The 14,219-nt window shown below is 65.6% G+C and carries 11 protein-coding genes and 1 other RNA gene; 9 read left to right on the top strand and 3 right to left on the bottom strand.

The window, feature by feature from the left end; genetic code table 11:
• Window position 1 precedes the first annotated feature (1 nt).
• From H0485_RS05950 to H0485_RS05920, 7 genes are all read left to right on the top strand, one after another.
• Window positions 2-766: a LamB/YcsF family protein gene (locus H0485_RS05950; protein ID WP_226934447.1), complete on the top strand. Its 765-nt coding sequence runs from the start codon at window positions 2-4 to the stop codon at window positions 764-766.
• 4 nt (window positions 767-770) lie between these two features.
• Window positions 771-1,454: a 5-oxoprolinase subunit B family protein gene (locus tag H0485_RS05945; RefSeq protein WP_226934446.1), complete on the top strand. Its 684-nt coding sequence runs from the start codon at window positions 771-773 to the stop codon at window positions 1,452-1,454.
• On the top strand, window positions 1,447-2,397 hold the full coding sequence (locus H0485_RS05940) for a 5-oxoprolinase subunit C family protein (protein WP_226934445.1): 951 nt from the start codon (window positions 1,447-1,449) through the stop codon (window positions 2,395-2,397). Before H0485_RS05945 ends, H0485_RS05940 begins: the two co-directional genes overlap by 8 nt.
• Before the next feature lie 66 nt (window positions 2,398-2,463).
• Entirely contained in the window at window positions 2,464-2,931 is a 468-nt protein-coding gene (locus tag H0485_RS05935) for a GNAT family N-acetyltransferase (RefSeq protein WP_226934444.1), read from the top strand.
• Between the two features lie 12 nt (window positions 2,932-2,943).
• A complete protein-coding gene (speB, locus tag H0485_RS05930) occupies window positions 2,944-3,918 on the top strand; it encodes an agmatinase (protein WP_226934443.1) in 975 nt (324 codons plus the stop codon).
• A gap of 205 nt (window positions 3,919-4,123) precedes the next feature.
• Window positions 4,124-8,323, top strand: a complete 4,200-nt coding sequence (locus H0485_RS05925) for a response regulator (protein WP_226934442.1) — start codon at window positions 4,124-4,126, stop codon at window positions 8,321-8,323.
• A gap of 3 nt (window positions 8,324-8,326) precedes the next feature.
• Window positions 8,327-9,265, top strand: a complete 939-nt coding sequence (locus H0485_RS05920) for a diguanylate cyclase domain-containing protein (RefSeq protein ID WP_226934441.1) — start codon at window positions 8,327-8,329, stop codon at window positions 9,263-9,265.
• Between the two features lie 347 nt (window positions 9,266-9,612).
• Here the strand turns inward: H0485_RS05920 and ffs are convergent.
• The 3 genes from ffs to H0485_RS05905 all read right to left on the bottom strand — a co-directional run bounded on the left by ffs (window position 9,613) and on the right by H0485_RS05905 (window position 12,363).
• Window positions 9,613-9,711: signal recognition particle sRNA small type (gene ffs, locus H0485_RS05915), an RNA gene on the bottom strand.
• Window positions 9,712-9,806: 95 nt separating this feature from the next.
• Window positions 9,807-10,436 carry an HAD family hydrolase gene (locus H0485_RS05910; protein ID WP_226934440.1) on the bottom strand — a complete coding sequence of 210 codons (630 nt, stop codon included), beginning with the start codon at window positions 10,434-10,436 and terminating at the stop codon, window positions 9,807-9,809.
• A 49-nt stretch (window positions 10,437-10,485) separates the two neighbouring features.
• Window positions 10,486-12,363, bottom strand: coding sequence for a 5'-nucleotidase C-terminal domain-containing protein (locus tag H0485_RS05905; protein ID WP_226934439.1), 1,878 nt, complete (start codon window positions 12,361-12,363; stop codon window positions 10,486-10,488).
• Between the two features lie 274 nt (window positions 12,364-12,637).
• On the opposite strand from H0485_RS05905, the gene nudC reads away from it, so the two are divergent.
• Both nudC and H0485_RS05895 read left to right on the top strand, forming a co-directional pair.
• The gene (gene nudC, locus H0485_RS05900) at window positions 12,638-13,591 is read left to right on the top strand and encodes an NAD(+) diphosphatase (RefSeq protein ID WP_226934438.1); all 954 of its coding nucleotides are present in this window, start codon (window positions 12,638-12,640) and stop codon (window positions 13,589-13,591) included.
• Window positions 13,592-13,723: 132 nt separating this feature from the next.
• The gene (locus H0485_RS05895; RefSeq protein WP_226934437.1) at window positions 13,724-14,194 is read left to right on the top strand and encodes an SRPBCC family protein; all 471 of its coding nucleotides are present in this window, start codon (window positions 13,724-13,726) and stop codon (window positions 14,192-14,194) included.
• Window positions 14,195-14,219: the final 25 nt, after the last annotated feature.

The following is a 14,219-nucleotide window of genomic DNA, read 5'->3' as shown; positions in this document are numbered from 1 at the left end:
CATGCGATCCATCGACCTCAATGCCGATCTGGGAGAGGGGTTTGGCCCCTGGCAGATCGGCGATGACGCCGCCATGCTGGGGCTGGTCACCTCGGCAAGCCTGGCCTGTGGCGGCCATGCCGGGGATCCGGAGACCATGTATCAGGCGCTGAGCGAGGCCAGGGCACGCGGTGTCAGCATTGGTGCCCATCCCGGCTATGCCGATCGCGAGGGCTTTGGGCGGCGGATCATCCCGATGCCGCCCGCCGCGATCAGCCGGATGATTGCCGCCCAGGTGGGCAGCCTGCAGGGGGTGGCCGCGCACGCGGGCGCGCAGGTCCGCTTCGTCAAGCCGCATGGCGCTCTGGCCAATCTCGCCGCAGTCGATACAGAGGTGGCCGATGCGATTGCCCGCGCGGTGGCGGATCTGCCAGGCGGGCTTGCCATCCTTGCGATCTCGGGCACGAGGCTCGAGGCGGCGGCCCGCGCCCGGGGCCTTCAGGTGTTTTCCGAAGTTTTCGCCGACCGCGGCTATAGGGCCGACGGGCAGCTGATCCCCCGCGGCCAGCCGGGCGCGGTGCTGAGCGATGCCACTGAAATCGTGGAAAGGCTGACCGGCTTTCTCGCCAGCGGTCAGATGCCGGTCGCGGGCGGCGGCAGCATCGCGCTGTCCGCGCATTCGATCTGCCTGCATGGCGACACGCCGGATGCGGTTCACCATGCCCGCGCCCTGCGCGCGGGGCTGAGCCAGGCCGGTTTCCGCCTCGCGCCTTTCCTGCCGGTCTGAGCCGATGCAGCCCGGCTTTCCCCGCTTTCGGGCCATAGCTGAACGCGGCCTGCTGGTGGAATTTGGCGAGGCGATCTCGGAGGAGATTAATGCCCAGGTCACCCGGCTCGACCGCGCCCTCGCCGCCAGCCCGCCCGCCGGGTTTTGTGAAGCGGTTCCGGCCTATGCCAGCCTGCTGATCTGTTTCGATCCGCTGCTGACCGATCATGAAACCATGCGCGCTGCGGCCAGCGGTTTGCTGTCGCATCCCGCCCCGCCCCCCGGCAGCGGCCAGATCCATGATATTGCGGTCTGCTATGAGGGCGCATTTGCGCCCGATCTGGCCGAGGTGGCGCAGCTGACCGGCCTTGGCCCCGAAGCGGTGATCGCCAGCCATCTCGCGGGCAGTTACCGGGTCTTCATGTATGGCTTTGCGCCCGGCTATGCCTATCTGGCCGGGGTTCCCGAAGCGATCCGCCTGCCGCGTAAACCCGCCGCGATCCGCGATATTCCGGCGGGAAGCCTGCTGATTGCCGGGCAGCAATGCATCGTCTCAACCCTGAAAATGCCGACCGGCTGGTGGGTGATCGGGCGCTCTCCCACCAGGATCCTGACCGGCAGGCCGGACAGGCCCTTCCTGTTTGAGCCAGGCGATCAGCTGCGCTTTCACCGCATCAGCCGCGCTGAATTTGGCCCTGCGGATGGCTGAGGCGCTGCTCGCAATCCGCTTTGCCGGCCCCCATGTCACGCTGCAGGATGGCGGGCGGCCAGGCTGGATGCGCTATGGCGTGCCGCGCTCGGGCGCGATGGACCGCCTGGCGCTGCAGGCCGCCAATCTGGCACTTGGCAATCCCGCCAGGGCCACGGTGATTGAGATCTCACGCGGCGGGCTGCAGCTCAGCTGCAGCGCCGGTTGCGTCAGCTTTGCTCTGGCGGGCGGCGGCTTTCACACCGGGCTGGACGGGAAACCGGGCGCCGCCTGGCAAAGGGGCCAGCTGCGCGAGGGCCAGCGCCTGGTGATCCGGCCCGGCCTCTGGGGCAGCTGGTGCTATCTGGCTTTCGCGGGCGAGATTGTGCAGCCGGACTGGCTGGGCAGCACTGCGACCCATGGTCCTTCGGGCCTGGGCGGGCGGCGGCTGGCAAGCGGTGATCAGCTGCAGCTGCGCGAAACCCGGATCCGCGCGGATCTGCCCCAAGATTTCCCCTGCCCGGTCTTTGCCCGCCCCCGCGCCGCATTGCAGATCACGCCTGGCCCCCAGGAGCGCTTTTTTGCCCCCGGGGCGCTGGACCTGCTGGAACAGGGAGGCTGGCAGGTCAGCCCGGCCTCGGACCGGATGGGCATCCGGCTGCAGGGGCCTGAGCTGAAGCCCTTGCGGCTCGACATGCCGTCAGAGCCGCTGCTGCGCGGCGCGCTGCAGATCGCGGGTGATGGCGTGGCAACAGTGCTGATGGCCGATCACCAGACCACCGGCGGCTATCCGAAGCTGGCGACAGTGCTCGATTGTGAGCTCGACGGCTTCGCCCAGTGCCGCCCCGGCACGCCGCTCAGCTTCCGCCGGGTCACTGCCGAAGCTGCGATTGCCCTGGCCCGGACCCGCGCCGCCATTCAGGCGGACTGGCTGGGCGCTCTTGCCAGGCGCTCTCAGGGCTGAACGGCCCTTGACCCTCCGACTGCGCCCCGTAATCTCGGCCCGAACAGCGATATAATGGTATCTGAGATGAACGACCGCCTTGTGATTGCAGCAGAAAGCCCGCTCGGGCCGGATCTTGGCCATATCTTCGCGCGCCATACCGCGGATATGCATGCCCAGACCCCGCCCGAGAGCATTTACATGATGGATGCCTCAGAACTTGCCGCCGAGGATGTGCAGTTTTTCGTCCTGCGCGAAGCGGGCGAAGTTCTGGCGATGGGGGCGGTCAAACGCCTGTCCGGGGATCTGGCCGAGATCAAATCCATGCATGTGCTGGCAGAAGCGCGCGGCCGTGGCCTGTCGCGGCTGATGCTGCAGCATCTGATCCGCGCCGCCCGCGGGCTCGGGGTCAGAAACCTGTCACTGGAAACCGGGCGTGAGCCGATTTTCCTGCCCGCGCAGCGCCTCTATGAGCAGGCCGGTTTCCGCGAATGCGGCCCCTTCGGCAGCTATACCGGCGATCCGAACTCGCTCTATATGACGCTTGAATTCTGAAAGCTCCGCTCAATGCCCAGGCCCTTTTTTGAACCCCTCGATGCCTCGCGCGTGCCGCGCTTTGCCGGTCAGCCAAGCTTCATGCGCCTGCCCACCCCGGCAAGTGCCGCGGGTCTCGATATTGCCCTGGTGGGCATTCCTTTCGACGGCGGCACCACGAACCGCCCCGGAGCCCGCCATGGCCCGCGTGAGGTGCGCAACCAGTCCAGCCTGATGCGGCGCGGCCATCATGTCTCAGGGGTCATCCCCTATGAGCGGCTGGCGGTGGCCGATGTCGGCGATATTGAGGTGCAGCCGATTGATCTGATGCAGGCGCTGGATCAGATCGAGGCCGGAATTGCCGCGATCTGCGCCGCCGGAGCATTGCCGCTTGCGGTTGGCGGCGATCATCTGACCACCCTGCCGGTGCTGCGCGCCCTTTCCAAAGCCAGCCCCGGGCGTGGCCCGCTGGGTCTGGTGCAGTTTGACTCGCATTCCGACACCAATGACCGCTATTTCGGCGATAACCTCTATACCCATGGCACCCCGTTCCGCCGGGCCATTGAAGAGGGGATCCTCGATCCGAAACGCATCATCCAGATCGGCATCCGCGGCTCGGTCTATGCGGCGGATGAGCATCTCTGGGCGAAGGATCAGGGCATCCGCATCCTCTATATTGAAGAGGTGATGGATCTGGGGCCAGAGGGGGTGATCGCCGAGATTCACCGGGTGATCGGCAGCGCGCCCTGCTATGTGACCTTCGATATCGACGGGATTGACCCTTCGCAGGCACCGGGCACCGGCACGCCGGAAGTGGGCGGCTTCTCGACCCATCAGGCGCAGCGCATGGTGCGCGGCCTCGCCGGGCTGCAGATCTGCGGCGCGGATGTGGTCGAGGTCTCGCCCCCCTTCGATATTGGCGGGCTGACCGCCCTGACCGGCGCGACGATCCTGTTCGAGCTGCTCTGCACCATTGCGGCAGGCTATCCTGCCCCCGCCCGGCCCTGATCCGGGCCATCGGGCAACGGGCTTTGCCCCCTTTCCTGTCCGTTCACGGGCATAAAAGGGGGCAGGCCCGCAATTCATCCCAGGATTGTGTCAAAGGGGTATTTTTCCCTTTTGATTATGGACTCAATACTTATACCTGTAATCCTGCTACTTGTGATGACACGGGGCGCAGTTTCGCCCGAGGAACACCGGCGGAGCGCAGATCGTGAACGCAGTTCTGAAGCCGATCCTCTACCCTTCGCTGCGCACCGCTTTGCTCGGGCTACTCCTGCTGGTGCTGCTGCCGGCGCTGACGGTGATGGCGATAGCGCTGCTGAATGCCAGCAATTCTTTCCGGGAACGTTCGACCCAGAGCCTGCTGGAATCAGCCCATATCCTGTCGCAATCCACAGTGACCGAGATCCAGGCCACCGGCAGGCTGCTGCATGAGATCGAACAGATGACCGGGGCCGGGGAGGCACATCAGGGCCTGCTGAGCTATTCGGCTTTCGTCGTCACCCCCGACCCGCTGCGCGGCTATCCCGCCCCGCCCGGCCTTGAACCCGCCCTGGCCGAACTGGTCACCCGCGCCGCCCGCAGCGGCAGGCTGCAGGTCTCAAATCTGATCATGCCCACAGCTGACGGAGAGGGGTACCGTATTGCGATTGCCCATCCCGAGCGCCGCGACGCCGGGAATATGACCGCAGGGATCAATGTTTCGCTCTTTTCCGGCCAGCCCCAGGCCCTGATCCGCTCGGTGACGCTGCAGGCTGATGACTCGTCACATGCTCTGCTGGCCATCGTGGATGGTCAGGGCCGCATTCTCAGCCGCTCGCGCGGTGATGAGGAGGAGATCACCGGCACCGAAGTTGCGGACTGGGAAAGCCTGCTCGCGCTGAACTCCGATACCGGCATGTTTGAGGCCCGGACGGTTGAGGGCGGGCTGGTGACCTTTGCCTTCCAGCTGATCCCCGGCACCCCTGGCTGGGCCGCGATGGTCGGCGAACCCTCCGCCGTCTTCGCATCCCGCTGGCAGAACCCGATTTTATCGATGCTGATCGCCTCCGGGGCAACCATCGGCGCGGGGGTGCTGCTGGCGCTGGCGCTGGCGCAGCGGATGCTTTCTCCGATCAATAATCTCGTGCAGCGCTCCCGGATGATCCAGACCGATGGCGGCGTGTCGCAGTCGCAGGAGGCTTTCGCGGTTCCGCCCAGCCGGATCCGGGAATTTGAAACGCTGCGGCGCAGCCTGACCCGGGCCGATCAGAAGCTGCGCGGCCTGCTCGAGGAAAGCCGCGCCGCCGAAAAAACCGCCCGCGAAAGCGTCGAGGGAATGGAGCGGGCCGAAAATCTGGCCAGAATCGGATCCTGGGCCTTGCAGCTTGACACCGGCGTTTTCACCTATTCCCGCACCATGGCCGAGATGAACGGCGTCAGCGACGGCCGCCCGCTGACCCTCGAGGATCTGAGCCGTATGATGCCGGAGGCGGATTTCGCCAGCGTCGGCGCCGCGATTGAGCGCTGCATCGCGACCGGCGAGCCCTATAAAGTCGATGTGCGCCATCTGCGCCCCGATGGTTCGTCATTTCATGCCGAAATCCGGGGAAGGGCGATCCATGATGCGCAGGGGCATGTTACCGCGGTCACCGGCACAGTTCAGGATGTCAGCGAGCGCGAGGCCGCCCGGGCGCAGATGGCGGCCATTGCGGACAGCCTGCCGAACGGGGCGCTCTATCAGCTGTCTTCCAGACCGCGGGCTGAAACCGATCAGCCGGTCGCCACGGAGATGCGCAGCCATTACCTGTCCTATATCAGCGCCGGGATCGAGCCCCTGATCGGCCTCCCGCCCGAGGCGCTGCTGCGCAACCCCAATCTGCTGGCCGGGACGATTCATCCTGAGGATCTGCCTGGCTATCTCGAGGGGTCAAATACTGCTTCGCGCAGCCTCACCAGCTTTGAGGCCGTGTTCCGCATGACCCATCACCGCGATCACAGGCAGCGCTGGCTGCAGATCCGCTCGGCACCGCGTGCCGGTGAGAACGGCAGACTCTGGGACGGGATCATTCTCGATGTCACCCAGGCCTATGAAACCCGCGAGGAGCTGCGCCGCGCCAAAGACAAAGCCGAGGCCGCTGAACGGGCCAAGAGCGACTTTCTGGCCACGATGAGCCATGAGATCCGCACGCCGATGAACTCAGTGATCGGCATGACCCGGCTGGCACTGCAGACCCCGCTTGATCCGAAACAGCGCACCTATCTGGAGAAAATCAACGGTTCGGCCAATGTGCTGCTGGGCATTATCAACGACATCCTCGATTTCTCCAAGATTGAGGCGGGCGGGCTGCTGCTTGAGGACAGCACCTTCCGGATCGAGAATGTGCTCGATACTGTCTCTTCCGTGACCGCATTGAAGGCCGAGGAAAAGGGGCTGGAGCTGACCTTCAGCATCGCCCCGGGAACCGCCTCCTGCTGGCGGGGCGATTCGCTGCGCCTGACCCAGGTGCTGACCAATCTGGTCGGCAATGCGGTGAAATTCACCCGCTCCGGCGATGTCGCCGTCAGCGTCTGCGCCCTGCCCGCCACCGAGGAAGGCAGGCAGAATCTGAAATTTACCGTGCGCGACACCGGCATTGGCATGAGCCCGGAGGTGCTGGAAAATGCGTTCCACCCCTTCTCGCAGGCCGGGGCCGATACCGCCCGGCGCTACGGTGGCACCGGCCTTGGCCTCGCCATTTCACGCCGGATTGTCGAGATGATGGGCGGCGCAATCGAGGTGAGCAGCACCCCGGGCGAGGGCAGCATTTTCACCTTTACCGTGCGTCTGGGTCAGGTCTCCGGCGACAGCACGCCGAACCGGGGCATCCTGCTGTCAGCAGAGCTGCGCCATCGCCGGGTGCTGGTGGTCGATGATAATGAAACCGCCCGCAATGCGCTTGCGGAAATGGTCGAGGATTTTGGCATGACGGCGGTGCGCGCCGCCGGGGGGGCCGAGGCCCTGCGGCTGTTGCGCCGCGCCGATCTGCAGCAAGAGCCCTTTGATATCGTGCTCTCGGACTGGCGCATGCCCGGAATGGACGGGCTGCAGCTGGCCCGGCATATCCGCGAGGATGTGCGGCTGGTGAATATGCCCGCTGTGCTGATGGTGACCGCCTATGGCCATCAGCTGGCCCTGGCTGAGGCCGAACGCATCGGTTTGCAGGCTGTGCTGCTCAAGCCGGTCACCCGCTCGATGGTGTTTAACACCGTTCTGGATATTCTCTCGCTGTCTCCGGCGGACCGCCCCATGCTCACCACCGGCCAGCTGCCGGTGCAGCAGATCAGCCAGAACCATGCCCTGCGCAGCATCCTGGCCGGGCGCAGCGTGCTGGTGGTCGATGACAATGCCCTGAACCGCGAGGTTGCGAGCGAATTTCTTGAGCTGGCCGGCATGTTCGTCACCACCGCCGAAGACGGACAGGAGGCCATTCAGCGGATGGAGGCGCGTCACTTTGATGTGGTGCTGATGGATGTGCATATGCCGGTGATGAACGGGCTGGAGGCCATTGCCGAAATCCGCAGACGCCCGGAATGGCAGGATCTGCCGGTGATCGCGCTGACCGCGCAGGCCCGGACCGAGGATCAGGAGGCCAGCCTTGCGGCGGGTATGTCGGCGCATCTGAGCAAGCCGGTAGATGAGCAGCAACTCTATCGCATGCTCTGTGCCTTGATGCCACCGCGCGCTATACCGGATCAAACTGTCGCAGCGCAGACCTCAGCGGGCACAGAGAGCAGTCCACTACCGGAGTCCCCGATGCCCCCCGAATGCGACCCTGACCGGCTCCTGCGTCGCTTTGGCGGATCGGATGAACGGCTCTTGCGCTTCCTGACCGGCTTCCTCCGCGATTTCGGTACAATGGACAGCCGTTATGCGGCGCTGCTGCGCGAGGGCAGGCTCGGGGAAATCGCCGAATATGCCCATCGGGTGCGCGGTGTGGTGGGATATATCGAAACGCAGCGGCTTTACAGCCATGCCGGGCTGATCGAGGAAGCAGCCCGGGCGGGCGACCAGGCCACCGTCACCGCTACCGGGCCCGAGATGATCACGCTGATGCGCGACTGTCTCGCGGCGCTGAACCAGCTGATCGGCACTCTCACCCCCCCGCGCCAGGCGGAAGCTGGCGAAAGCCTCTCAGCCTCGGCGGCGCTGGCCCTGGTGGCAGAGGCTCTGCCGCTGGTAAAAGCCGGTGATTTCGCTGCGCGGGCCCTGCTGCAGCAGCTGGCAGAAGGCCTCACCGCCCCGGCCGGCGGTGAGCAGGCCCGCCAGATCCTCACTCTCTTCGAAGACCTCGACCTCACCGCAGCCACCAGACAACTGGAGACCCTGCGCCAGGCACTTGCCGCGCCTGGCGATCAGCCCCTCTCCCCCGGCCAATCGGAAGAACCGTAATCTATGCTGACAGCCTCTGCCCTCCCGACCATTCTTGTTGTTGATAACGACCGGATCAGCCGCACTATGCTGGCTGAGCTGCTGCAGGATGACTGCCGGGTGCTGATGGCCCGCGACGGTCTGACTGCCTTTGAGATTCTGGCACGCGAGGCCGTGGACCTGGTGCTGCTCGATCTCTTTATGCCGGAAATGGATGGATTTGAGGTGATCACACGGATCCGCGCCACCGAAGGGCTGGAGGATCTCGCGGTGATCTGCATCACCGCCCTGTCTCTTGATGCGGATGAAGAGCGCGCGCTGCTGCTGGGCGCCTCGGATTTCGTGCACAAGCCAGTCCGCCCGGCCCTGCTGCGGGCCCGGGTGATGACGCATCTGAAGCTGACCTCGCAGCAGCGTGCCCTGACCGAAATTTCCAGCCGCGACGGCCTGACCGGCCTGACCAGCCGGCGCAGCTTTGACCTCGATCTGGCCGCCCGCCTCGCCCGGCCCTGCCGCCGCGATGAGGAACTCGCCATTGCTCTGTTCGATATCGACCATTTCAAACTCTATAATGAGCATTACGGTCACAGTGCCGGGGATGAGGCGCTGCGCCAGGTGGCGCTGATCCTGCAAAATACCGCCCGCCGCAGCGGCGATATTGCCGCACGCTATGATGGGGAAAAATTCGTGCTAGTGCTGAGCGGCAAGGGCGATTTCGACGCCATGCTGACCCGGGTTGCTGAAACCGTTGCCGGGGCGGCCATCCCGCATGAGGCCTCGCCCACCTCTCCCGTGCTGACGATCAGCGGCGGCGGGCTTGTCCATGTGATCCCGCCCTGTGATCCGGCGGATCTGATGGCCCAGGTCAGCGAAATGCTGTCGCGGGCGCGTGAGGCCGGGCGCAACCGGGTGCTGCTGCGCCCGCCGGAAATCGCGCTGCCGGAATGGAACCGGATTCTTTAAGGCAAAATATACGCCGCACATCCGGACCGGGGCCTGCCAGCCATTGCCTGCCAGAGCCGGACAATAGCCTGAATATGCGCTTTCCGGCCCTGTTGCGGAACGCGACCTGTTCCTGCTGCGGCTGGGAGCGCAGGCCAGGGCAGGGATCCTGGCTCAGCCTCACACCGTCATGCAGCCCGTGGCGCCCTGGTCCGACGTATTCAGCGACCTGTTCCCGGCCCATTGCCAGAGGAAGAAATACCTCCTGAGCATGGCGGCGCGCTGGCGAGCATAAGGTCCGCGGCGCCCGGGCCGGATACAGACCGGCTGAGCAAAGGCGCGCGCGCCGGACAAAAGCTTTAGGGAAAAGGTGAGAGACCGGACAACGACCCATGCGGGACTCGTTACGGCTGCTTCCTTCCGGACCTGACCGGGTTGGCGAGGCGCTTGCCCGCGCCAGCCTCTCACCCCCGCATATAAATTGCCGCCGCGGCCAGTGCAAGAGGCCTGAGCCGGATCTGGGGCATCCCGGTCCCGAAACCCGGGCGGCCCGACCAGGCTGTCAGGCCATCAGGCCCGCCATACGCGCGCCCGACAGCAGATCCTTTGCCACATGATGCGCCCAGCGCCCCGAGGGTTTCAGCACATCCTCTACCTGGACCACGGTGCAGCCGGCGCGGTGGCCTGCCTCGGCGCCGATTTCACTATCCTCAAACACGAGGCAGCGTTTCGGATTCACGCCCAGCCGTTCTGCCGCCAGCAGATAGGGTTCCGGCGCGGGCTTGGCCCGCGTCACATCATCGACGCTGATCACATCGACAAAGGCATCGGCAATGCCGGTCAGGCTGATCTTGTGATGCGCACTGGCGCGCCCCGAAGAGGTGACCACCACCTTCGGCAGGGGCAGATGGTTCAGCAGCTGGCGCACCCCTGGCTTCAGCTCCAGCCCGCGCTCCATCTCATGCAGGAAGGCGGTCGTTGCCTCCTCAGCGAAGCGCTCCAGATCAAGCTCGGGCATGACCCGGCGCAGCACTGCGTTCATCGTTGGCAGATCCTTGCCAATCATCGAATGCAGGAAGGCCTCATCAACCTCATGGCCATGCGCCTCGAACACCAGCCGGTTTGAGCGCAGAGCCAGGGTCTCGGTATCGATCAGAGTGCCGTCGAGATCAAAAAACACCGCTTCATACATGGTCGTCCCTGCCTTACACCACTCTGCTTTCCTGGCTGAGAGTGCCTGATCACAGATGCAGGCGAAAGCGGTAAAAGCCGGTATCGGTCAGGCCCAGCGATTCCGGGCGCAGATGTGCGACCGCCTCCAGATGGCCCAGCGCTCCCGGGCCGCTCTCAAACAGCACCGAAGTGCCGGGCAGAGGCAGGAAGGACCAGGCCTCCTCCTCGCCGCCGATCGGGCCACCGGCACGGATATAGGCGGCGATCACATCGCTGCAGCGCCTCCCCTCATCGAGCAGACGACGCGAGGGGCCGCCGGGAGTATGCTCTGTGCGATAGGAATTCCCCGCGAGGATAAAGTGGTCTTCTGGCCTGATGCGGCGCCCCTGGTAGCTGAGCCCGCGAATGCGGCCCTCGCCCGCCATCAGCGCCGCGGCGCTGACCGGCCCGGCCCCCGGTCCGCTGAGCGCCGGGCGGCTGAGATCGATCTGATAGCTGACCCCCATTGCCATCGGCAGGCTGAAGCCAGGCACCGAGTCATCGGTCAGCGGCTGATCGGCGCGCCCGGGCATGAGGCGCCGGTAATGCGCCTGACCGCGCTCCAGCCGCAGCAAAAGCTCGAGCCCGGTGATTTCCTCCGCCGTCACGGTATTGGCGAAAGGATAGATGTCACAGACATTGCGCATGCTCAGCGGGCCGGCAGCAATATTGGTATAATTCCTCGGCCCGCCGCGCCCGCCGCAGCGAAAGGCATTCACAATGGCAATGACCGGCGCATTCAGCAGGCCCTTTTCCGCCAGACGTGAGCGGACATGACCGATCTTCGCCGCCGCGACGAGGCGCAGGGCCGCAGAGGGGGCGGCAAGGGCGAACCAGCTGTGCAGCGGGATCTTACTTTCCCCGATGGCGATCCGCATCGAGGACAAGGCGGCCCGGTGATCTGCAGCCAGCGCCTGACGCAGCGGCGCGGCGGCGAGACGCAGCGCCCGGGCAGGCCGGGCGGCGACCGCCTCGGGCGCTTCGATCACCTGCACTTCGCTTCTGGCCAGCTGCCAGCGCCCCGCCTCGGGCCGCAGCCAGAGATCAATCAGCCCCAGCGCATTGCCTTGCTGGCCCGGCTGCACCACCGGCTTGCCGCCGATATGGCCATAGGCAACCCCGCCCCTGCTCCGCTGCCCCGGCACGGGCGAGATCAGATGGGTATGTCCGGCAATCACCGCATCCACCCCGTCGATCGCCGCAATCCTGCCCGCCATGGCCTCGCAATGCGGCGGATGACCCGGCTGCGGCACGCCGGTATGGGCGAGACAGATCACCAGATCTGCACCCTGCTGGCGCATCAGCGGCACAAAAGCCCGGGCCGCCTCTTCCATCGGCCGTGCCTCCAGGCGGTTTGCGAGAGAGCGCTGGTTCCACTGCACCGTCTCGGGCGGGGTCAGGCCAAGGATGCCAATGCTGACCGGCCAGGCCTCGCCGCTGGCAGTGGTCAGCTTGCGGCGCAGCAGCGCATAGGGCGCCACCACATTCAGATCCTGCAGCGGTGTCTCACCCAGCTTCAGCGCCAGATTGGCACAGAGCAGCGGAAACCCCGCCCCCGTCAGCGCCGCGCCGAGATGGTCCAGCCCGAAATCGAATTCATGATTACCAAGGGCAACCGCATCATAGCCCAATATGTTAAAGGCAGCGATGGCGGGATTGATGCCGGGCCGGTTGCGGCGCCCGGCAGGCAGTGGCTCGACCAGGGCAGTGCCCTGCAGAAAGTCACCATTATCGAGCAGCAGCGACTGACCTGCCCCGGCCCGCGCTGCCGCAATCAGACAGGCGATCTGTGCCAGGCCGCTGCCAAAGATGTTGCGATTGGCAAAATAATCATAGGACAGCAGCTGACCATGCAGGTCTGTGGTGGCGATCAGCCGCAGCTGCGCCAGACCCGGAATTTCGGCCATGCCTAAGCCTGCCCCCTCCGGAGCGTCCCGCCCGCCGGGATGATCCGGCTCTGTCATCTGTTCCGACATGAACGGGTTACCATAGTGACGCCCGACCCCGTACTGCCGCCTGCGCCCGACTGCGCAACTCCAGGTTGTCACGCGCGCAAAGCCTTCACAAGCCCCCTGCTTTGAGCGGAAAATCCGATCAGCCCTTGCGGTTGCCGGGCCACAGGCTTCAGATATGGCACGGAAAAAGGGCCTGCGGACCGGCCGGGGCCTGAAGGGGATGACGATGAGACAGGACGGGCAGCTGATGAATGAACTGAGCTTCAGCGGCACCGGGCGCGACCGCGCCCATGCCTTGCGCAGTGATCCCGCCGCTCTGGCCGCTTTGCTGGCCGAAGGGCTGATCCTGCCGCTGATGCGCGGCCTGATTCTGGCCGATGACAGCAGCCTCGGCTGGCTGCCCCAGGGCCATCCGCTGCTGGAAGGCGCGAGCGAGCCGGTGTTTCTGGGCCTGTGGCAGGGCAAGGGCGTCTTCGCGGTGCGGATCCCCGATTTCACCCCAGAAGAGGGCATCCCGGATGCCGGGGTGTTTGACGCCGGGCTGCAACCGCATCCGCGTGCGCCGCAAGGCAGGCAGTTCACCGAACTGCGCCGCATCATGTCGGCCCTCTGCCCGGATGAGGCCGAGCTTGCGGCCACCGCCCGCGCACTGACCGAATGGCATAATGGCCATGCTTTCTGCGCGCGCTGTGGCCGTGAAACGCAGTCCGGCGGCGCCGGATGGCACCGTAAATGCGCTTCCTGCAAGGCAATGCATTTCCCGCGCACCGATCCGGTGGTGATCATGCTGGTCACGCGTGGCAATCACCTGCTGCTGGGCCGCAGCCCCGGCTGGCCCGAGGGCATGTATTCCACCCTCGCCGGCTTCATCGAGCCGGGCGAGACGATGGAGGCGGCAGTGCGCCGCGAGGTGCATGAAGAGACCGGGGTGCTCTGCGGTCCGGTGCGCTATATCGCCAGCCAGCCCTGGCCTTTCCCCGCCTCGCTGATGCTCGGCTGTCATGCCGAGGCCGAGAGCGAGGCGATCACCCTGGATCCGGCCGAGCTGGAGGATGCGCTCTGGCTGAGCCGTGAAGAGCTGGTCGATGTGCTGGCAGGCACCCATCCGGTGGTGCGGCCGCCGCGCCAGGGGGCGATTGCCCGCTTTCTGCTCAGCGGCTGGCTGGCCGGGCGGCTCTGAACCCCCTGCCAGGCGGCGGGGTGCTCTCTCTCCTGTTGCCTCTTGCCATTGACCCGCTCTTGCCATGAAACCGCCGCATCCTCTCGCCAGAGAGGACCAGATTAACGCTGAAGACAGGCTGAGCCCGCGCCCATGAAACTGAACACCCGGCATGATATTGAGGTTCCGATCGCCTTTGTCTGGCAATATCTGACCGATTTCAGACAGTTTGAGCTGCTGGCAGCGCGGCGCGGCGCGCATATTGAGCACCGCGGCAGCCATGATGGCCTGCAGGAAGGGAGGGGATGGCAGCTCGAGTTCCGCTTTCGCGGCAAGCTGCGCAAAGCCCTGGTCACCCTCACCGGCCTTGAGCCGCGGGAGCGGCTGGATTTCGGCATCGACAGCCCGAGCCTGGCAGGCGGCGCGCGTCTCGAACTGCTGGCGCTCTCGGCCAATCGCACCCGGCTCTCGCTGGTCTCGGATGTGAAACCCCGAACCCTGGCAGCCCGCCTCGTGATCCAGACGCTGCGCCTCGCCAAAGGGCGGACGCAGCGCAAATATGACAGTATCGGCGAAAAGCTGGCCCGGCAGATCACCGAAAACTGGCGCAGCTCCGGGCGCTGAACCGCGCCCCGTGCCGGTGCAATGC

Origin of the sequence: Pseudogemmobacter faecipullorum (genome assembly GCF_020539525.1) — a bacterium.
Classification (GTDB): Bacteria; Pseudomonadota; Alphaproteobacteria; order Rhodobacterales; family Rhodobacteraceae; genus Pseudogemmobacter; species Pseudogemmobacter faecipullorum.
Note: the sequence above shows the minus strand (reverse complement) of the source record. Positions and strands in the feature narration are given on the sequence as shown.

Coding starts and splice junctions, on each gene's coding strand:
- H0485_RS05950 (WP_226934447.1), top strand. CDS start 2: ATGCGATCCATCGACCTCAATGCCGATCTGGGAGAGGGGTTTGGCCCC.
- H0485_RS05945 (WP_226934446.1), top strand. CDS start 771: ATGCAGCCCGGCTTTCCCCGCTTTCGGGCCATAGCTGAACGCGGCCTG.
- H0485_RS05940 (WP_226934445.1), top strand. CDS start 1,447: ATGGCTGAGGCGCTGCTCGCAATCCGCTTTGCCGGCCCCCATGTCACG.
- H0485_RS05935 (WP_226934444.1), top strand. CDS start 2,464: ATGAACGACCGCCTTGTGATTGCAGCAGAAAGCCCGCTCGGGCCGGAT.
- speB (WP_226934443.1), top strand. CDS start 2,944: ATGCCCAGGCCCTTTTTTGAACCCCTCGATGCCTCGCGCGTGCCGCGC.
- H0485_RS05920 (WP_226934441.1), top strand. CDS start 8,327: ATGCTGACAGCCTCTGCCCTCCCGACCATTCTTGTTGTTGATAACGAC.
- H0485_RS05910 (WP_226934440.1), bottom strand. CDS start 10,436: ATGTATGAAGCGGTGTTTTTTGATCTCGACGGCACTCTGATCGATACC.
- H0485_RS05905 (WP_226934439.1), bottom strand. CDS start 12,363: ATGGCCGAAATTCCGGGTCTGGCGCAGCTGCGGCTGATCGCCACCACA.
- nudC (WP_226934438.1), top strand. CDS start 12,638: ATGAGACAGGACGGGCAGCTGATGAATGAACTGAGCTTCAGCGGCACC.
- H0485_RS05895 (WP_226934437.1), top strand. CDS start 13,724: ATGAAACTGAACACCCGGCATGATATTGAGGTTCCGATCGCCTTTGTC.